Source organism: Serratia sp. AR11, assembly GCF_056376275.1.
In genome coordinates, this window is record NZ_CM150739.1 from 2424281 (window position 1) to 2442962 (window position 18682).

The following is an 18682-nucleotide window of genomic DNA, read 5'->3' on the forward strand; positions in this document are numbered from 1 at the left end:
AACCACTTTTCCGCTCTAATACATTTGGAAAGGTTATGGACAAACCTAATTACCCACATTTCCCCATCGCTTCTATAGATGCATTGGCCCGTTGTTTGGGAGTAGCATCAACTAAACTACTGTCAATTTCTAAAGATATAGATAATTCATATTCTGAATTTATTATAGAATCCAAAGGGAAAGAACGTACAGTATATGAACCAAAGTTCGAGTTAAAGAGAATTCAAAAAAGAATAAATAAAAGAATATTCGAGAAGGTTAAATATCCGAAATATCTGCATGGTGGGATTCGAGATTCTGATAATAAGCGTGATTATGTAGAAAACGCGCGAGTGCATTCAGCTAGTGGTTGTAAGACTATTATTGGTCTTGATGTGAGGAATTTTTATGACAATATAAAATCGGACAAAGTCACTCCAATATTTAAGTTGTTATTTAAATTTCCAAATGATGTGTCTGAGCTTTTGACTAATCTAACCACATATAGAGGTAAGGTTCCTCAAGGAGCATGTACCTCATCATACATAGCCAACCTTGTTTTCTTTAATTCAGAATACACAGTTGTATCGAGACTTAGAAGTCTAGGTATTAGTTATACACGGCTATTAGATGATGTGACTCTATCCTCACCAAAGGAGTTATCGGCGGAGCGCATTAGTGAGTGTATCCGAAGTGTGGTTGCTCTATTCAAAAAACATGGCTTAGAACACAATAAAAAGAAAACAAGAGTTGAGAATAAAAAAATTAATGTTCAATCTTTTATTGTTACTGGTCTTTGGGTTGGGCATAAGGTACCTAAAGTAACAAGACATGAGCGCAGATATATTAGGGCTATGGTTCATGCTTGTGAGCGTTTATATTTGGCTGGCAATTCAACTGATGAGTATCATGAAATTTGGAACAAAACATCAGGACTGGTTGCAAAATTAAATAGATTGGAGCAGTCAAATCATAAAGGTCTTAGGGAGAGGTTAAATAATGTTTTGCCAGTGTATGATGACTCCGCAAGACGGAAAATAATACTGGATTGTAAAAGTTTGTTGAGGTTGAATCCGGCAGGTTTGAATTATGGTCAGTTGACTAGGCTGAATTTGGTTTATTCTAAATTAGGGATTCTGTCTAGAAACTATATTTTTGAATCCAGATTGTGGCGCCGACGATTAAGTGCGCACTTTAAGAATAAACCAAAGAAAAGCGAGGTGTGGTAAATGTTGTCTCAAGCAGAAGTTCATGATGGTGTTGTGAAAGCATTCAATTCTTTTAAGGGGTTCGGATTTATAACTAGAGATAAAGGTAAAGATGTGTTCTTTTTTTATGAGGAAATAGTTGGAGAGGATAGATTCTTAAATATTGGTGATAGGGTTAGGTTTACTATTGAGAAAAAAACCAAAGGACCTAGAGCCTATAACATTGAAAAGCTATCATTAGAGTGATTTGTGCTGGGGGATTGGTGTGTTGTTTAATATATTAATTCCCCCGGTGTGTTGAAAGTGTGTTTACCATTGCAATGGTGATTTAGACATCTATTCATCTTAATCTGAGTATATCTAAAAACTACGTTTGTTGTTTCATCCTCTAACTAATTGCCTTTGTTTGTAGACTGATAATATATCGGTCATCCTTCCCTCCATGAACACACTCGAATCGATTTCAGAACTAGCACGCGCTGTGCGCAACCTCATCCGTATTGGTGTCATCGTTGACGTCGCCCCTGAGAGGGCGCGTTGTCGCGTTCAACTTGGTGGCAATACGTCGGACTGGTTGCAGTGGCTAACCTGTCGCGCCGGTGGTGCGCGCACATGGTGGGCACCGTCCATTGGCGAGCAGGTATTGCTATTGGCGTTGGGCGGCGAACTCGACACCGCTTTTGTGCTGCCGGGTATTTTTTCCGACGACTTTCCGGCCCCGTCGGCGTCTGCCGAAGCCTATCACGTTAGCTTTCCCGATGGCGCGGTCATTGAGTACGAGCCACAAACCGGCGCGCTGAGTGTTTCCGGCATTGTGACGGCCGATGTGAGCGCATCGACGTCTGTCAACGTAACCGCCCCAACGGTGACCGTTAACGCCAGCAAAAAAATTAACCTCAACGCCCCCGTCGTGGAGTGCAGTAACCAGTTGGTGACCGGCACCATTCAGATTAAAGAGGGTGGCGAGATGACCGGTGACCTGAATCACAGCGGCGGCAGTATCACATCTAATGGCGTTGTCGTGCATACCCACACCCACGGCGGCGTCCAGACCGGCGGCGGCCAAACGGATAAACCCTCATGACAGTGCGCTACACCGGAATGAGCCGGGAAACGGGCCAGACCCTGACGGACAGCGAACATATCAGCCAGAGCGTGCGCGATATCCTCATCACGCCTGTCGGCTTGCGGTTGATGCGCCGGGAGTATGGCTCGTTGCTGTCGGCCCTGATTGACCAGCCGCAAAGCCCGGCGGTGAACGGGCAGGTGATGGCCGCCTGCTACATGGCAATCCTCAAATGGGAGCCACGCGTCCGGCTGACCTCTATCACCTTCGAGAAAAGCTTCAACGGTCAGATGTTCGTTGATATTACCGGCGTGCGCCAAGACACCACCGGCGGCACATTTTCGTTAACCGTTCCACTGAGCTGACACCATGGCAACTATCGATTTAAGCCAGCTACCCGCGCCGAATGTCGTTGAGCCGCTGGACTATGAAACCCTGCTTGCCGAGCGCAAGGCAACGCTGATTTCTTTGTATCCGGCAGACCAGCAGGAGGCCATTGCACGCACTTTGGCGCTGGAGTCGGAGCCTATCGTCAAGCTCCTGCAGGAGAACACCTATCGTGAGGTTATCTTGCGCCAGCGCGTCAATGAGGCCGCACAGGCGGTCATGGTGGCCTATGCAGGCGGTGCAGACCTCGACCAGCTCGGCGCGAACAACAACACCCCGCGACTGACCATTGCCCCGGCGGATGATTCTGCTATCCCGCCCATTGCCGCCGTCATGGAGTCAGACGAGGATTTCCGCCCTCGCATCCCGTCGGCCTTTGAGGGAATGTCAGTCGCGGGGCCGGTGGGGGCGTATGAGTTTCACGCCCTGAGCGCCGACGGCCGTGTCGCCGATGCCTCGGTATTCAGTCCGGCCCCGGCCATGGTCTCAGTCAGCGTGCTGGCGCGCGACGGTGACGGCACCGCCCCCGATGAGTTGCTCGCGGTAGTGGCCAAGGCACTGAATGACGAGAGTGTGCGCCCGGTGGCTGACCGGGTGACAGTGGCATCGGCAACGATTGTTGATTACCAGATTATCGCCACGCTGTTTGTCTTGCCTGACCCAGCCGTCGAACCCATCAAAGCCGCCGCTGAGCAGCGTCTAAAAGCCTATATCAACGCACAGCGACGTCTCGGCCGTGACATTCGCCGCTCGGCCATCTATGCCGCGCTGCATGTAAGCGGGGTGCAGCGTGTCGAACTGGCGGCTCCGCAATCTGATGTTGTGCTGGACAAGACGCAGGCGGCCAACTGTACCGATTATCAAATCATTATCGGCGGCTCTGATGAGTAGCCTGCTGCCGCCGGGGTCATCCGCGCTAGAGCGGCGTGCGGCCGAGGCTTGCGCGGCGGGTATGGATTTAAATGTGCCGCTCCGTGACCTGTGGAACCCGATGCGATGCCCGGTCAAATTCCTGCCGTATCTGGCGTGGGCATTTTCCGTTGACCGCTGGGATGAGGACTGGCCGGAGGCGGAAAAGCGCAAGGCTGTCAGCGATGCGTTTTACATCCACCGCCGCAAAGGCACCGTTTCCGCTATTCGCCGCGTGATTGAAAACATGGGCTACAGCATGAGCATCGCGGAGTGGTGGGAGGTGGCTGACCCGTCCGGAACGTTTCGCCTCACGGTTGACGTCAATGACGTTGGAATGACGGAGGGGACAGTCGGGGAGCTGGAGCGCCTGATTGGCGATGCCAAGCCCGCGAGCCGCCATATTCAAGGGCTAAATATCCAGAACAGAACCAAGGGGGTCATTCACTTTGCGGCTTGTGGCTATATGGGGGAAATATTGACCGTGTATCCCGAGGGATATCAACCTAAATCTATCAGCCGGTATGACGGCGCACTCAACTATAACGGGCAAGTTTCTTTCACCGGGAATCAGTATGACAAAGATTAATGAGCAATCGCTATGGGTGCCGGACATCTACCAGATTGACCGCAAGGACGTGGTAGAAGGCGGTGAGAGTGGTGTCGCCAATATTCAGGCCGTGCAGTTGGCCGCACGCACCACTTACTTGCGCAATCAAAATGACGCGTTGGCGGGTATGGCGTTGCTCGGCGAGGGGCCGTACACCAGTGCGCCACTGGCGCAGGCAGACATCAATGCCGGACGTATACCACTCGATGCAAAATTTGGCGTTCGTTCAACCGTGTCCGGCCAGTGGGTGCAGGAATATCAAAATATCAACGGTGTGGCGACACCTACGGGTGAGTGGCTACCCAGTGGCAAAGGGCTAACCAAGGCTATCGACAGCATCAAACGAAAGGTGCGGAATGTACCTGCGCGCCTCGCAGGGTTGCCGCTAGGATTTTCTGCCGGGGTAGCGTCACCGACCGGGCGTGTCGCGCCGTTTATGACCAATGCGGCGCGCCTGTGCTGGATTGATGCGCGCAAAAAGGGCCGTACTCAATTAGCCGCGGCTGAATCGGAATTGCCCGCGCGCTTTCTGTATAAATCGCTGCCGGTTAAGTTGCCGGACGGGGCTGTTTGCTCACGTATTTTCGTCAATAAAAAACGTCAAATTACGGAGGCTTATACGCAGGAGGGTGCGCACTACATCGCCACCGCAAAGGGGTTAAGACGGATTGCAGGGAATACCGCTACCCCAGCGCAAAGCATTAACTACAGCAGCAATACCGGCTCAGTGTGTGGCGTCACGTCGACCCGATTGTCGGTCGATCCAGACCCGACCATTTGTTACATCATTATCAGTTGGGGCCAGAGTCTGGCCGAGGGATGGAGCAAGCAAAACGGTGATGTCCTGATTGCGACAGATCCGCTTTATCCTGATAACTGCTGGATGTTCAAGTCATCACGCGGGGCAGGAAAGGAAAACCCAGGGCGACCGGAAACACCGGTAACCGAACTGGAGTCACTGCGAGAATCTATCAATGGTGGCTGGAAAGAAACAGCCGCCAGCAGCATAGCAACACACATCGTCAGTGAAGTGGAGAAACACACGGGACAACGTATCCGCACTCTGTCGTACATTGCGGCAATGGGCGGCCAGCCTTACATGGCGCTGACGAAAGGCACATCAACATGGCAAAAGTTGGTGCAAGGGCTGATTGATGCGCGGGATATCTGTGAAAGGGAGGGCTGGAAACCTGTCCTGCTTGCTGTGGATATGATGGCTGGTGAATCGGACAGTGATTCGGTGAACTTTATGACCACCGAGCGCCACAAGCGCCAAATGCAGCAGTTTGACGCCAATATTCAGGCGGAGGCGCGTCGTATCTTTAATCAGGTCAGCAACGTGCCGGTGATGATGTCTCAATGCGCGTACACACCATCATCCCGGAGTCTCTGGGACCAACCTGTGCGGCAGGCGCAATTTGATGCGGATGGTGTCGGGAATCTTCGTCTGGCCGGCCCCGTTTACCCCCAGCCTTCGGGCGATACTATTCACATCAATTCACTCGGTCAGAATCGCCGGGGGCAGATTGTTGCGCGCGCTATCGTCTGGGAGTGCTTCGGCACCGGATGGCGCACGGTCAAGCCGACGGGCTATGTGTGGAAAACTGACACCGTTTTCCGCGTATTACACGACGTGCCACGTCCGCCACTGGTGCTTGATGCCTCCAATAACGTCATCAAGACTGCCGGGTTGGGGGCTGGCATGGGATTTGTGTTTGATGACTTTACAGATGCGCCACCCGAGATTATTCGCGTTAGCGTGGCATCCAGCACGGTGATTGAAATCGAACTGTCAAAACCCCCAGCCGGGCCGTCGTGCCGCGTGGGGTACGCCATTAAGCGTAATGACGACAACACCACCAATCAAGATGGACCAATTGAGGGCGCGAGAGGGGCGGTGTGCGACAGCACTGCGCACCTTTCACTTTACGAAAATAAAGCGCATCCGAACTGGTGTCCGGCTTACATCATGAACATGACGAGGTAGAGAATGTTGGTATTTGAAGGGCAAAACGAATTTGAAAATAACTATCTGCCTTCGTTCAATTTAACGGAGCAGGAAGAAAATATCCTGTATATGGATCCGTCCATGTGGGTGGAGTCGACCAGCGGTGTGAATGTTAACGGTACAGCGGTTACTTCGATTGATGACCGTTCGGGCAATACATCATGGATGCCTCTCAATCCCAGCGTCTTACCAAAACTGATTAATTCGGCAAGTGGTGTCCCTGTGCTGAATTTCGGGTTGGGGCGTGGGCCCTCTGCGCCCGGTGCCGTGCTGGCATCCGGTGAATATGAAGCGCTGCCACAACATGGTGTTTTTGTGCTGGCAATGGTCTATCGCGTGCCGCTGCGCAATCAAGGAGGCTATGTCGGTACCGGGGGGAATATCATCGGAAACAACGATGCAGACCCGAACATCATGCGGCTGCGTTTCCGCGATGACGGCTACACCGGCACGGCGTTGTTCTTGCACCATGGCGCGGTTTCGCCGATTACGAATAACAACTACCCGATTAACATGTCATTTGTGGATGACGGCGAATGGCACACGGCATATGTCGAGGTCACGCCGGAGTCTCACACGATGGAAATCGATGGCGTAGTGAAGCAACGCCGGGCAACTCCGGCCATTCCGTTCAACACTCCGGCATCGCGGCAGGTCATCATTGGGGGCGCGGGGAACCCATTTAGTCATGGATTTTTTGGTGATATCGCTATGACATTGTTGATTCCGGGTCTCACCAGTCTGGATGACCGTGCGATTATCTATGACCGTATGAATGCGATTAAAGCGAGCCTGTAAGGGGGATATATGCCGTTATACAGCAGCAAGTTAACCTCTGCCGGTGAAAGGAAAATCGCCGAAGCGCTTGCCAGTGGGATGCAGTTGAATATCACGTACATGACGGTCACGGATGGAGAAACCGAAATGTATCGCGCCGAGGTTAATTCGTTGGCGGTCATTGACGATGGCGTCTTGTCGGTAGAAATGGTGATTCCGGCGCACGTCGGCGGCTTCTGGATCCACGGTACCGCGATTTACGATGAGACTGGCGAGCGCATCGCCGACGGCGGTTTGCCTGCGACCTATAAGCCGCTACTGGAGGAGGGTTCCGGCCGCATTTCAACGGTGCGGATGCTGTTACGCGTAAGCAGCACCGAGGCCGTAACGCTGAAAGTTGACCCCTCCGTCGTTATGGCGACTGTCGAGTATGTCGGGAACGCGGTCAAGCCTGCACTGGACAGGGCGAATGATGCCTATGCGCTGGCCGAATTGAAAACGACGTTTGACGATATTTATCCGCCGGGTATCAGCATCTTCTTCGCCACAAATCTGAACCCGAATCAACGTTGGCCCGGTACGCAGTGGTATTACACCGGTGAAAACAAGAGTATCAGGATTGCGAAACAGGACGGCTCTGATGTGCTGACCACGGGGGGTAGTGACAGCGTGCGCCTCACCAAAGCCAACTTGCCAGCGGAGGCACTCAGCCTGACGGGGAAAGCGGGTGATACTGACCTTGGAAAGAAGAAAACTGAGAAATCCGGAAAGCACATTCATGATGGCGTCCCATTACGAGATAACGCCTATGAGCTAGGAGGGAACAATACTGCGTTATTCAGCCCTATGAATCAGGGTAAAACGGATGAAAGTGGCGAACATGAACATGAACTCATTTTGGGGTCACATGGTCACGATGTGACGGGGAAAACGGAAAAAATGGGGCAAGGGGAGACGTTCAGCATTGTAGAAAGTCACATCAAACTCATGTGCTGGTATCGCGCTGCATAAAAAAATGGCCCGCATGTGCGGGCCGTTGTCTACCTACGGCATTTCCCTGATGTTGCCCGATAGATAAAACCACCCTAACCGCTCCGGCTAAATTTCGTCCAATCGATTGCACAGATCAATGAATTGATATTGATCGGCCAAATCGATCGTCGTGCTTTTTCTCATCCTCCTGTCTCCTTGCTCCGTTGTCTGGTCGGCCATCCACCGGCCATCGCGTGCGCCTGCGCAAGCCCGGCGGCAAGCTAGGCACACCACCAACAACCGGAGTCACAATATGGGTGATTATCACCACGGCGTGCGCGTCGTCGAAATCAACGACGGGACGCGCGTCATTTCCACCGTATCGACGGCCATCGTCGGTATGGTCTGCACCGGCAAAGATGCCGACCCGAAGGCTTTCCCACTAAACACCCCGGTATTGATTACCGATGTGATTGCCGCCGCCGGTAAGGCGGGGAAATCCGGCACTCTGGCGAATGCCTTGGCCGCCATCGGCGACCAGTGCAAACCGGTGACGGTTGTCGTGCGTGTCGAAGAGGGTAAGGACGCGGCGGAAACCACGTCGAACATCATCGGTGGCGCGGATGAAAACGGCCGCTATACCGGCATGAAAGCCCTGCTTACTGCGCAGGCCGTCACCGGTGTAAAACCACGTATTCTGGGCGTGCCGGGACTGGATACGCTGGAAGTGGCGACGGCGCTGGCGGGTATTTGCCAGCAGTTACGCGCGTACGGTTATATCAGTGCGTATGGCTGCAAAACCATTTCCGAGGCCATCGCCTACCGCGACAATTTCAGCCAGCGCGAGCTGATGCTCATCTGGCCGGATTTCCTCGCATGGGATACCACCGGCAACGTGAGCGCCACGGCATTCGCCACCGCCCGCGCGCTGGGTCTGCGCGCCAAAATCGACACGGAAACCGGCTGGCATAAAACCCTGTCTAACGTTGGCGTCAACGGCGTGACCGGTATTTCCGCCAGCGTGTTCTGGGACTTGCAAGCACCCGGCACCGATGCCGACTTGCTCAATGAGGCCGGGGTCACGACGCTGGTGCGTAAAGACGGTTTCCGTTTCTGGGGTAACCGCTCCTGTTCTGATGACCCGCTGTTCTTGTTTGAGAACTACACCCGCACCGCGCAAGTATTGGCTGACACCATGGCCGAAGCGCACTTGTGGGCGGTGGATAAACCGGTCACTGCATCGCTCATCCGCGACATTGTCGATGGCATTAAAGCCAAATTCCGTGAGCTGAAATCCAACGGCTACATCATCGACGCGGATTGTTGGTACGACGAGTCGGCCAACGATAAAGAGACCCTGAAAGCCGGGAAGCTGTATATCGATTACGACTATACCCCTGTTCCCCCACTGGAAGACCTGACCCTGCGCCAGCGCATCACTGATAAGTATCTGGTGAATCTGGCTGCAGGCGTCAATAGCTAAGAGGACGCGTTAAACCATGGCACTACCGCGCAAACTGAAGTACCTCAACCTGTTTAACGACGGTTTGAGCTATATGGGCGTGGTCAGCTCTGTGACCCTGCCGAAACTGACCCGCAAGCTGGAGAACTACCGCGGCGGCGGCATGAACGGTTCGGCTCCGGTGGATATGGGGCTGGACGATGACGCGTTGAGCATGGAATGGACTGTTGGCGGCTTCCCGGATGACCAGCTCTGGGAGCAGTACGCCGCTGCCAGTGCGGCATCGGTACCACTGCGATTCTGTGGCTCCTACCAGCGCGATGACACTGGCGACATGGTGGCCGTGGAAATCGTGATGCGTGGCCGCCACAAAGAGTTTGATTTTGGCGACCAGAAACAGGGCGAAGACACCGAGACCAAAATCTCGACCCAATGCACCTATTTCAAACTGACCGTTGACGGCAAAGAGCGTATCGAAGTTGACACCGTCAACATGATTGAGCGCGTGAATGGCGTCGACATGCTGGAACAGCACCGCCGGAATATTGGGCTGTAATCACCGGGCGGTCAGCGACGCTGGCCGCCATTCCCCATACTGAATTGAGAGAACATCATGAAAAACGAAACTACCGTCATCGCTACCGATAACCCAAACGTCGTGCAGTTGGATACCCCGGTAAAACGCGGCGATACCACCATCACCACCGTCACGCTGATTAAACCCAACACCGGTACATTGCGCGGTGTCGGGCTGGCCTCGCTGGCAAACTCCGACGTTGATGCACTGATTAAGGTACTGCCGCGCATGACGTACCCGGCATTGACCGAGAGCGAAGTCACTGCGCTGGATCTGCCTGACCTTGTGGCGCTGGCCGGGAAGGTAATCGGTTTTTTGGCACCGAGTTCGGCACTGTAGATTTCCCTGCTGACTTGTCGGTTGATGACCTGATGGCGGATATTGCGACGATTTTTCACTGGCCGCCGTCAGAGCTTTACCCGATGACACCGCAAGAACTCCTCAACTGGCGCGACAAAGCGCTCCAACGAAGCGGACAAACGAATGAGTAACAACGTCAAGTTGCAGGTGCTACTCAAAGCCGTTGACCAAGCGACCCGCCCGTTTAAAAGCATCCAGACAGCGAGTAAATCGCTGTCTGCGGAAATCCGCGACACCCGGCAGAATCTGAAAGAATTAAACGCGCAGGCCGGGCGCGTCGAAGGGTTCCGCAAATCGAGCGCGCAGCTTGCCGTCACCGGTCAGGCGCTGGCAAAGGCTAAGCAGGAAGCCGCCGCGCTGGCGGTGCAGTTCAAAAACACCGAGAAGCCGACCCGAGCACAGGCGCAAGTGATGGACGCGGCCAAGCGCTCGGCCGCCGAGCTGCAACTCAAATACAACGGGTTGCGCCAGTCGGTACAGCGTCAGCGCCAAGAGCTGGCACAGGCCGGGATTAATACCCGCACCCTGGCCGCCGACGAGCGTCGCCTTAAATCGTCCCTGAGTGAAACCACTAACCAGCTTAACCGCCAGCGTGAGGCGCTATCTCGCGTTAGCCAACAGCAGGCCAAACTCAGCGCGGTGAGCCAGCGCCATCAGGCCGGGAAGCAATTGGCGGGCAGTGTGGCCGGGGCGGGTGCGGCGGGTGTAGGGGGGGCGACAGTCGGCGGCTTTACGGCAAAAAAACTCCTGACGCCGGGGTATGATTTTGCGCAAAAAAACTCTGAGTTGCAGGCCGTGCTCGGTGTGGCAAAAGACTCCGCCGACATGGTGGCGCTTCGCACGCAGGCGCGACAGCTTGGTGATAACACGGCCGCATCCGCCGATGACGCAGCCGGGGCGCAAATCATCATTGCCAAAGCAGGCGGCGACAAAGACGCAATTACCGCCGCAACGCCGGTCACGCTCAATATGGCGCTGGCCAACCGTAAAACCATGGAGGAAAACGCCACTCTGCTGATGGGGGTAAAGTCGGCTTTCGGGCTGACAAACGACAAGGTCGCGCACATTGGTGACGTGATTTCCCAGACCATGAACAAGAGTGCCGCTAACTTTGAGGGCCTCAGCGATACCCTGACCTATGCTGCGCCGGTGGCGAAAAATGCCGGTATCAGCGTCGAGGAGACAGCCGCCATTGCCGGTGCGCTGGCCGATGCCAAAATCACTGGCTCTATGGCCGGTACGGGGAGCCGGGCGGTGATTACCCGGTTACAGGCACCCATGGGTAAAGCCAAGGATGCGCTGGGGGAGCTGGGCGTTAAGACTGCTGACCGCAAAGGCAATATGCGGCCGCTGTTCAGTATCCTGAAGGAAATGCAAAACAGCTTTGATAAAAACAAGCTTGGTACTGCTCAGCGCGCGGAGTACATGAAGGTCATCTTCGGTGAGGAGGCATCGTCGGCCGCCGCTGTGCTGATGGGGGACGCCGCATCCGGCAAGCTTGACCGCCTGACCAAATTGCTCAGGGAGTCTGACGGCAAGACTGCCGAGCTGGTCAAAATCATGCAGGACAATCTCGGCGGGGATTTGAAAGAGCTTCAATCCGCCTATGAGGCCATCGGAATCGACCTGTATGACCAACTGGAAACGCCATTCCGTGCGCTGACAAATCGAGCGACAAAGTTCCTGCTGAAAATTGACCTTTGGATCAAAGACAACAAAGAGCTGGCCGGGACGTTGGGGAAAATTGCCCTTGGTGGCCTCGCTATTGTCGGCATTTTGGGGGCGATTGGTTTGGCATCGTGGCCGGTCATCATGGGGATTAACGGTATCGTTGCGATTGCTGGCGTGATGGGGACGGCCTTTAGCGTGGCTGGCACCGCAATCATGACAGCACTTGGCGCACTGACGTGGCCGATAGTCGCGATTGGCTTGGCTATTGTGGCCGGGGTGCTGTTGATTCGCAAATATTGGCAACCTATTAGCGCCTTTTTCAGTGGTGTGATTCAGGGGGTTATGGAGGCGTTTGCGCCGGTGGGTGAACTGTTCAAACCCTTGAAACCGGTTTTTGACTGGCTCGGCGATAAGCTAAAGGCGGTCTGGCAGTGGTTCAAGGATTTAATCAAGCCGGTGGAGTCCACCAAAGAGACCCTCGATAGCTGCAAAAACGCGGGGCTGGCTTTTGGTCGGGGGCTGGCTAATGTGCTTGGCCTACCACTAAAAGCATTCAATAAACTGCGACAGGGCATTGATTGGGTGCTGGAAAAGCTCGGGGTTATCAACTCCGAATCCAGTGACCTCGACAAGAAAGCGCAGAAGGCTAATGACTACGCCAACGGTGCGAACGGGCGCGGATATTCCCCCTCTGGTGGTCTGTTGACGGGCGGCTATGTGCCGGTTACGGCCGGGGGTGGGAAAGCCTTTGTCGATAACAGCGTCAACAACTTCCACGTCGGCAGCCAGCACCCCGGCGGCACCAGCGCAGCCGAAACCAAACGGATGTTGCTGGAAGTGGTGGAAGAACGGGAGCGCAAACGCCGTGCTGCACAGCGCTCAAACATGGCGACGGATTAAGGAGGGTGTGCTGATGATGTTAATTCTCGGGCTGTTTGTGTTCCAGTTGCAGACCGTGCCCTATCAAACGCTGGCGCGCTCGGTGGACTATCGCTGGCCGTCAAACAGCCGCGTCGGCCAGCGGCCGGCTCTGCAATTTCTCGGCGTCAATGAGGAGAAAATCACGCTATCTGGCGTCCTGCTGCCGGAAATTACCGGCGGTAAAATCTCGATGCAACTGCTTGATACGATGGCCGCCGAGGGCAAGGCGTGGCCGTTGCTGGAAGGCACTGGCACCATTTACGGTATGTTTGTCGTCAGCAGCGTCAGTGAAACCCGCACGGAGTTTTTCTCCACCGGCAGCGCCCGGCGCATCGAGTTCACGCTCACACTCACTCGCGTGGATGAGTCCTTTACGGCGATGTACGGTGATTTGCAGGCACAGGCGGAGGGGATGCTCGGTCAAATGAGCGAATGGACAGCCAAGGCCGGGAACATGGCGAGAGGGCTGCTCCAATGATTACCGGGATGACATTGGATGCCGGGGCAACCATCGCCCCGGCGTTCATGCTCAAAATGGGTGATAAGGATATCACTCATAATGTCAGTGACCGCCTGCTCTCGCTGACACTGTCGGACAATCGCGGATTTGACGTAGACCAGCTCGATATTGAACTGGATGACGCCGACGGGCAGGTCATGATGCCTAACCGGGGGGCAGTGCTGACGCTCCACCTTGGCTGGCAAAATGCGCCACTGTTCAATAAGGGCAATTTTACCGTTGACGAGATAGAGCACCGGGGCGCGCCAGACACGCTGACGATTCGCGCCCGCTCCGCTGATTTTCGGGGTTCACTCAACTCCCGCCGGGAGGAGTCCTACCACGACACCACGCTTAGCGCGGTGATTAGCAAGATTGCCGAGAGGAACAAGCTGACGGCCAGTGTCGCGAAAGGATTGGCCGAGATTAAAATCCCGCATATCGACCAGTCGCAGGAGTCTGACGCCAAGTTCCTGACGCGCCTCGCCACCCGTAACGGCGCGGAGGTCTCGATAAAAGCCGGGCGGCTGTTATTTATCAGGGCCGGGAATGGTGTAACCGCCAGCGGCAAGCCTATCCCGCAAATGACGATTGAGCGTCGCGACGGTGACGGGCATCAGTTTGCCATTGCAGACCGCGCGGCCTATACCGGCGTCACGGCCAAATGGCTGCACACCAAAGACCCTAAGCCACAAAAGCAGCAGGTGAAACTCAAACGCAAACCGAAAGCGCAGCACTTGCGTGCGCTGCAACACCCAAAGGCAAAGCCGGTGGCCGCCAAGAAAGCAGCGAGCAAGCCGAAAGAGGAACGGGAAGGGGAATACATGACCGGCGAAGCCGATAATGTGTTTGCTATCACCACGGTCTATGCCAGCAAGACGCAGGCGATGCGCGCCGCACTGGCAAAATGGGATAAGTTGCAACGCGGTGTTGCTGAGTTTTCTATCAATCTTGCCATGGGGCGAGCGGATTTATTCCCAGAAACGCCGGTAGCGGTGAAAGGATTTAAGCGCGTCATAGACGAGCAGGCATGGACAATCACTAAGGTCACCCATTCACTCAGTAATAGTGGCTATACGACGGCGTTAGAGCTTGAGGTTAAGCTTTCGGATGTGGAGTACGAGGAGGAGGGGGGATAAGGCTGGTTTGTTAATAATTAATTGATATTAAAGGAAAAAAGACTAAAATCATCTTATCAATGTTGAATGGTGGAGGTGATAAATTATGTTTCATTGCAATATCTGCGGAACTGCTGCACATGCTCGTTCAAGTCGTTATCTCAGCGAGAACACCAAGGAGCGTTATCACCAGTGTCAGAACATCAATTGCAGCCATACATTTGTCACCATGGAAACCATTGAACGCACCATTATGAAACCCGGCCATGTGGTGCCGGTGTTACCTCACCCAAATCACTACGGCCAGCAAGGCATGTTGATGTAGCCAAAACGCAGAAGCCCCGGATTTCCGGGGCTTTTTTTCGAAGTGTGGTCAATGCGTGGACACGCTAAGAAATAAATCCTTTTATTTCAAATGACTAATGTATCTTTACCAGGCCGCTTTTGCGGCCTTTTTCTTTTTAGCGGAAATTTTCGGTTTATTCTTAGACTATATAAAATAAATACGCCTACCCAATAAAATTGACGCCAGCCCTTCACATTTAAATAATTTATTGATTGCGGATTATTCTTATATTTATTTTATATTATGATGGGGTTGGAATAAATCAGGGACCGAAGCCCCTGGGGATTAATAGTTATTGTAGTAGTGCCCCGGTCCGCCATCGCCACGATGCCCCCCACCGTGAGGCCCGAAGCAGCAGGCACTTAGCGCCGTGCTCAGTACTACAACGCTTAATAGCAGTCCAATGCGTTTAATCATAATATTGTTTCTCTGGTAGGTGTCTGTCTTATTATAAATAGCGTTCGGCATTCGGTGTTTCAGCTATTCGTTAAAGGTTGTTAGCGGCTGTTTTATTCAAAAAAATAAAACGTATGGAATGTGTAAGGGTGATGAAAACGATCCGAAAATAGGCGTTGGTGAGATAGGCGCAAAATAAGCACACTGATATAACCCACTCAGCAAGAAAATAAAGTCGGAGCGTACAATGAAAAAGATCCTGTTGCTGGTGTGTTTACCGCTGTTGCTGCCGGTGGCTGCGCAGGCGGATGTCTCTATCGATATCAACGTGCCGGGAGTGGCGGTTCATCTGGGGGATCAGGACCGTCGGGGTTACTATTGGGATGGTTATGACTGGCGTCCGCCGCAGTGGTGGCATGAGCACCAGGGGCGTGGCATGGGGGAGCGCAACAATCGGGGTATGTATTGGGATGGTGGCCGCTGGCAATCCTCGCCGCCGCGGGGTTACGATCATCGTGGCGGTAACCCGTTCCACGGTGAACGCGATAATCGTAAAGACGGCGACCACCGTGACAATGGCAACCATCATGATAACGGCGGTCGTGACAATGACCGTGGTAAGAACAATGACCGTGGTAAGGACAATGGCCATGGCAAACCTTACCCGCAAAACGATAACGACCCGCGTCGCTGATTGATTCAACGGCGGCTGATTTTGCCATCACTTACGGGTGACCGGCAGGATTAGCTGCTGTTTTCCTGTGATTCTCCTGATGCAATGCTTTCCCTTCGGGCACTAACCCCCTAATATTTGACCCAGACGTCAATTATTCGGCCGCCTTGGCGGCCCGCAGGGAATCGCCACGCCTATGTCAGCCAGCCAGACCTTTACCTTATTGCTGCACAAACAACGCCATCGCGATAAACGCCAACTGTTGCTGCTAACGCTGGGTGTTGCCGTGGCCTTTGTTTTCAGCCTCAGTGCGGGCGACGTTTGGCTGTGGCCCTCACAGTGGTCGGGTGAGGCCGCGCAGCTGTTTGTCTGGCAATTACGCCTGCCGCGCGCGCTGGCAGTGATGTTGGTGGGGGCCAGCCTGGCGGTGGCCGGGGCGATAATGCAGTCGCTGTTTGAAAATCCGCTGGCCGAGCCAGGTTTGCTGGGCGTCGCCAACGGCGCTGGGGTGGCATTGGTGCTAACGGTGCTGCTGGGCAACGGCCTGCTGCCGGTAGCATTTATGAGCCTGAGTGCCATTGCCGGCGCGCTGATCATGACCTTTCTGTTGCTGAGCTTTGCCCGTCGAAAACGTCTGACCAATGCGCGTCTACTGCTGGTGGGTGTTGCCTTGGGCATTGTGTGTAGCGCGGTGATGACCTGGGCGGTGTATTTTAGTTCCAGCCTGGACCTGCGCCAGCTGATGTATTGGATGATGGGCGGTTTTGGCGGTGTAGACTGGCGGCAGAAATGGCTGGTGCTGGCATTGTTACCGGTGCTGCTTTGGCTGTGTTGCCAGGGCAAGGCGCTAAACTTTATGGCGCTGGGTGAAGTACAGGCGCGTCAACTTGGGCTTTCCCTGCATCTGTGGCGTAATCTACTGGTGCTGGCCATCGGCTGGCTGGTGGGTGTCAGTGTGGCTTTGGCCGGGGTGATTGGTTTTGTCGGACTGGTCATACCGCACATGCTGCGTCTCAGTGGCCTGACCAATCAGCGATATTTATTGCCGGGCTGCGCACTGGCTGGCGCCGGTGTGTTGCTGGCGGCCGATGTGGTGGCGCGTATTACGCTGCTGTCGGCTGAATTACCCATCGGCGTGGTAACCGCCACGCTGGGGGCACCGCTATTTATCTGGCTACTGACCCGGGTAAAAAGCTTAAGGTAGTTTCTCTGTTCACCTGCAAGTAAAACAAGAGGATAAGCTCCATGACTCAAGCGATTTATGACATTCCGTTGAACACTATCGAGAATCAATCGACCACGCTGGGCAAATATAAAGGCAGCGTGTTGCTGGTGGTCAATGTGGCTTCGGAATGCGGCCTGACCAAGCAATATGCCGGGCTGGAAGCCCTGTACGAAACCTACCGTGACCAGGGTTTTGAGGTATTGGGCTTCCCATCCAACGAGTTCCTCGGGCAGGAGCCTGGCAGCAACGAAGAGATCCTGGCGTTTTGCCGTGGCACCTTTGGCGTTGAGTTCCCGATGTTTGCCAAGCTTGAAGTGAACAGCGAAAACCGCCACCCGCTGTACCAGGCGCTGATTGCCGCCGAACCGCAAGCCGTGGTGCCGCAGGACAGTGGATTCCTGGAGCGCATGAGCAGTAAAGGCCGGGCACCAAAGCAAACCGGTGACATTCTGTGGAATTTTGAGAAATTCCTGATCGGGCGTGATGGCAATGTGATCCAACGTTTCTCTCCGGATATGACACCGGAAGATCCTGTGTTGGTGGCCGCCGTCAAACAGGCGTTGGCCAAGTAATATAAAGAAGGAGCGATAATTCATAATGCTGCAACTCAGTCAGGTTGGGGTAGAAGGGCGTCTGGCCCCATTTTCAGCACAGGTCGATGCTGGGTTGCAGTTTCACCTTATTGGTCCGAACGGTGCCGGCAAAAGTACACTGCTGGCGTGTTTGGCAGGCATGCTGCCTGGCACGGGCGAGATCCGGCTGGCAGACCAGCCGCTGGCAGGTTATCAGGGCAATGAACTGGCTCTGCGCCGTGCTTATTTAAGCCAGCAACAGCCGCCAGTGGCGCTGATGCCGGTATTCCAGTATCTGGAACTGCACCGGCCTGCAGGTAGCACGGAACAGGCGCTGGAGAGCACTATTGTTTATCTGTGCCAGCGTTTTAAACTGATGGACAAGCTGCCGCGCATGCTGACTCAGTTGTCCGGCGGTGAATGGCAGCGGGTGCGGCTGGCCGCGGTATTACTGCAGGTTTGGCCGACGGTCAATCCTTACAGCCAACTGCTGCTACTGGATGAACCGACCAATAGCCTGGACGTGGCGCAAAAAGTAGCGCTGGATCGGTTACTGCGTGAGTTTTGTCAGAGTGGACGTAGCGCGTTGGTTTGCGCGCACGACCTTAATCATACCTTGCAGCAGGCCGATCGGGTCTGGTTGCTGCATGCCGGGCGTCTTGTCGCGCAGGGAACCACGCGGGAAGTGATGGAGCCGGTATTGCTTTCACAGATCTATGACGTGGATTTTCACCTGCAGGCGGTAGGCGATCAACGCTGGATTATGACCAGGACGGCATAATGCGTTAGCGCATTGAAAATGCGACTTAAACGAAAAATAAACGGACCTGATATAAATAGCCGGATAACGACCGGCTTTATTTCCCCTTGCTTCCCAAAAATACCTCATCAATCTTGAAAGCCGTCGCTGAAGTGCTACGATGATTAAGTTCAAACAGAATAATTA

At 54.1% G+C, this 18682-nt stretch carries 21 protein-coding genes; all 21 read left to right on the top strand.

All coding sequences use genetic code 11. From position 1 onward, the window contains the following. Positions 1-35: 35 nt before the first annotated feature. The 21 genes from ACSOSI_RS11550 to btuD all read left to right on the top strand — a co-directional run bounded on the left by ACSOSI_RS11550 (position 36) and on the right by btuD (position 18517). Positions 36-1208, top strand: a complete 1173-nt coding sequence (locus ACSOSI_RS11550) for a reverse transcriptase family protein (RefSeq protein WP_476707110.1) — start codon at positions 36-38, stop codon at positions 1206-1208. Continuing rightward, complete coding sequence (locus tag ACSOSI_RS11555) at positions 1209-1433, top strand: retron Se72 family effector protein (RefSeq protein ID WP_476707111.1); 225 nt, start codon at positions 1209-1211, stop codon at positions 1431-1433. It begins immediately after the preceding gene. Between the two features lie 196 nt (positions 1434-1629). Next, entirely contained in the window at positions 1630-2271 is a 642-nt protein-coding gene (locus tag ACSOSI_RS11560; protein ID WP_476707112.1) for a phage baseplate assembly protein V, read from the top strand. After that, positions 2268-2618, top strand: coding sequence for a GPW/gp25 family protein (locus ACSOSI_RS11565; protein ID WP_476707113.1), 351 nt, complete (start codon positions 2268-2270; stop codon positions 2616-2618). The genes ACSOSI_RS11560 and ACSOSI_RS11565 overlap by 4 nt, the downstream gene beginning before the upstream one ends. A gap of 4 nt (positions 2619-2622) precedes the next feature. Then, positions 2623-3531: a baseplate assembly protein gene (locus ACSOSI_RS11570; protein ID WP_476707114.1), complete on the top strand. Its 909-nt coding sequence runs from the start codon at positions 2623-2625 to the stop codon at positions 3529-3531. Then, entirely contained in the window at positions 3521-4138 is a 618-nt protein-coding gene (locus ACSOSI_RS11575; protein ID WP_476707268.1) for a phage tail protein I, read from the top strand. Before ACSOSI_RS11570 ends, ACSOSI_RS11575 begins: the two co-directional genes overlap by 11 nt. Further along, a complete protein-coding gene (locus tag ACSOSI_RS11580; RefSeq protein ID WP_476707115.1) occupies positions 4125-6146 on the top strand; it encodes a hypothetical protein in 2022 nt (673 codons plus the stop codon). The genes ACSOSI_RS11575 and ACSOSI_RS11580 overlap by 14 nt, the downstream gene beginning before the upstream one ends. A 3-nt stretch (positions 6147-6149) precedes the next feature. Continuing rightward, on the top strand, positions 6150-6965 hold the full coding sequence (locus tag ACSOSI_RS11585; RefSeq protein ID WP_476707116.1) for a LamG domain-containing protein: 816 nt from the start codon (positions 6150-6152) through the stop codon (positions 6963-6965). A 9-nt stretch (positions 6966-6974) separates the two neighbouring features. Continuing rightward, positions 6975-7955 (top strand): phage tail protein, encoded by a 981-nt coding sequence (locus ACSOSI_RS11590; protein WP_476707117.1) that lies wholly within the window; start codon positions 6975-6977, stop codon positions 7953-7955. Between the two features lie 274 nt (positions 7956-8229). Beyond that, positions 8230-9399 (top strand): phage tail sheath protein, encoded by a 1170-nt coding sequence (locus ACSOSI_RS11595; RefSeq protein ID WP_476707118.1) that lies wholly within the window; start codon positions 8230-8232, stop codon positions 9397-9399. Positions 9400-9415: 16 nt separating this feature from the next. Further along, on the top strand, positions 9416-9934 hold the full coding sequence (locus ACSOSI_RS11600) for a phage major tail tube protein (protein ID WP_476707119.1): 519 nt from the start codon (positions 9416-9418) through the stop codon (positions 9932-9934). Positions 9935-9991: 57 nt separating this feature from the next. After that, complete coding sequence (locus ACSOSI_RS11605; protein ID WP_476707120.1) at positions 9992-10294, top strand: phage tail assembly protein; 303 nt, start codon at positions 9992-9994, stop codon at positions 10292-10294. A gap of 32 nt (positions 10295-10326) precedes the next feature. Further along, a complete protein-coding gene (locus ACSOSI_RS11610; protein WP_126501581.1) occupies positions 10327-10446 on the top strand; it encodes a GpE family phage tail protein in 120 nt (39 codons plus the stop codon). Next, entirely contained in the window at positions 10439-12886 is a 2448-nt protein-coding gene (locus ACSOSI_RS11615; RefSeq protein WP_476707121.1) for a phage tail tape measure protein, read from the top strand. Before ACSOSI_RS11610 ends, ACSOSI_RS11615 begins: the two co-directional genes overlap by 8 nt. A 13-nt stretch (positions 12887-12899) precedes the next feature. Further along, positions 12900-13385 carry a phage tail protein gene (locus ACSOSI_RS11620; protein WP_476707122.1) on the top strand — a complete coding sequence of 162 codons (486 nt, stop codon included), beginning with the start codon at positions 12900-12902 and terminating at the stop codon, positions 13383-13385. Further along, the gene (locus ACSOSI_RS11625) at positions 13382-14545 is read left to right on the top strand and encodes a phage late control D family protein (RefSeq protein WP_476707123.1); all 1164 of its coding nucleotides are present in this window, start codon (positions 13382-13384) and stop codon (positions 14543-14545) included. Before ACSOSI_RS11620 ends, ACSOSI_RS11625 begins: the two co-directional genes overlap by 4 nt. 85 nt (positions 14546-14630) lie before the next feature. Then, positions 14631-14849 carry a DNA-binding transcriptional regulator gene (locus ACSOSI_RS11630; protein ID WP_476707124.1) on the top strand — a complete coding sequence of 73 codons (219 nt, stop codon included), beginning with the start codon at positions 14631-14633 and terminating at the stop codon, positions 14847-14849. A 664-nt stretch (positions 14850-15513) separates the two neighbouring features. Next, positions 15514-15960, top strand: a complete 447-nt coding sequence (locus tag ACSOSI_RS11635) for a DUF2502 domain-containing protein (protein ID WP_476707125.1) — start codon at positions 15514-15516, stop codon at positions 15958-15960. Positions 15961-16135: 175 nt separating this feature from the next. Then, complete coding sequence (gene btuC / locus ACSOSI_RS11640; protein WP_476707126.1) at positions 16136-17143, top strand: vitamin B12 ABC transporter permease BtuC; 1008 nt, start codon at positions 16136-16138, stop codon at positions 17141-17143. A gap of 41 nt (positions 17144-17184) precedes the next feature. Further along, on the top strand, positions 17185-17736 hold the full coding sequence (locus ACSOSI_RS11645; RefSeq protein ID WP_476707127.1) for a glutathione peroxidase: 552 nt from the start codon (positions 17185-17187) through the stop codon (positions 17734-17736). 25 nt (positions 17737-17761) lie between these two features. Continuing rightward, positions 17762-18517: a vitamin B12 ABC transporter ATP-binding protein BtuD gene (gene btuD / locus ACSOSI_RS11650; RefSeq protein WP_012144885.1), complete on the top strand. Its 756-nt coding sequence runs from the start codon at positions 17762-17764 to the stop codon at positions 18515-18517. Positions 18518-18682 lie beyond the last annotated feature (165 nt).

Excerpts from the sequence above, each read along its gene's own strand:
- ACSOSI_RS11585 (WP_476707116.1), top strand. The coding sequence starts at position 6,150 with ATGTTGGTATTTGAAGGGCAAAACGAATTTGAAAATAACTATCTGCCT.
- ACSOSI_RS11645 (WP_476707127.1), top strand. The coding sequence starts at position 17,185 with ATGACTCAAGCGATTTATGACATTCCGTTGAACACTATCGAGAATCAA.
- ACSOSI_RS11555 (WP_476707111.1), top strand. The coding sequence starts at position 1,209 with ATGTTGTCTCAAGCAGAAGTTCATGATGGTGTTGTGAAAGCATTCAAT.
- ACSOSI_RS11560 (WP_476707112.1), top strand. The coding sequence starts at position 1,630 with ATGAACACACTCGAATCGATTTCAGAACTAGCACGCGCTGTGCGCAAC.
- ACSOSI_RS11600 (WP_476707119.1), top strand. The coding sequence starts at position 9,416 with ATGGCACTACCGCGCAAACTGAAGTACCTCAACCTGTTTAACGACGGT.
- ACSOSI_RS11605 (WP_476707120.1), top strand. The coding sequence starts at position 9,992 with ATGAAAAACGAAACTACCGTCATCGCTACCGATAACCCAAACGTCGTG.
- ACSOSI_RS11550 (WP_476707110.1), top strand. The coding sequence starts at position 36 with ATGGACAAACCTAATTACCCACATTTCCCCATCGCTTCTATAGATGCA.
- ACSOSI_RS11570 (WP_476707114.1), top strand. The coding sequence starts at position 2,623 with ATGGCAACTATCGATTTAAGCCAGCTACCCGCGCCGAATGTCGTTGAG.
- btuD (WP_012144885.1), top strand. The coding sequence starts at position 17,762 with ATGCTGCAACTCAGTCAGGTTGGGGTAGAAGGGCGTCTGGCCCCATTT.
- ACSOSI_RS11565 (WP_476707113.1), top strand. The coding sequence starts at position 2,268 with ATGACAGTGCGCTACACCGGAATGAGCCGGGAAACGGGCCAGACCCTG.
- ACSOSI_RS11610 (WP_126501581.1), top strand. The coding sequence starts at position 10,327 with ATGGCGGATATTGCGACGATTTTTCACTGGCCGCCGTCAGAGCTTTAC.
- ACSOSI_RS11595 (WP_476707118.1), top strand. The coding sequence starts at position 8,230 with ATGGGTGATTATCACCACGGCGTGCGCGTCGTCGAAATCAACGACGGG.
- ACSOSI_RS11620 (WP_476707122.1), top strand. The coding sequence starts at position 12,900 with ATGATGTTAATTCTCGGGCTGTTTGTGTTCCAGTTGCAGACCGTGCCC.
- btuC (WP_476707126.1), top strand. The coding sequence starts at position 16,136 with ATGTCAGCCAGCCAGACCTTTACCTTATTGCTGCACAAACAACGCCAT.
- ACSOSI_RS11615 (WP_476707121.1), top strand. The coding sequence starts at position 10,439 with ATGAGTAACAACGTCAAGTTGCAGGTGCTACTCAAAGCCGTTGACCAA.
- ACSOSI_RS11580 (WP_476707115.1), top strand. The coding sequence starts at position 4,125 with ATGACAAAGATTAATGAGCAATCGCTATGGGTGCCGGACATCTACCAG.
- ACSOSI_RS11630 (WP_476707124.1), top strand. The coding sequence starts at position 14,631 with ATGTTTCATTGCAATATCTGCGGAACTGCTGCACATGCTCGTTCAAGT.
- ACSOSI_RS11590 (WP_476707117.1), top strand. The coding sequence starts at position 6,975 with ATGCCGTTATACAGCAGCAAGTTAACCTCTGCCGGTGAAAGGAAAATC.
- ACSOSI_RS11635 (WP_476707125.1), top strand. The coding sequence starts at position 15,514 with ATGAAAAAGATCCTGTTGCTGGTGTGTTTACCGCTGTTGCTGCCGGTG.
- ACSOSI_RS11625 (WP_476707123.1), top strand. The coding sequence starts at position 13,382 with ATGATTACCGGGATGACATTGGATGCCGGGGCAACCATCGCCCCGGCG.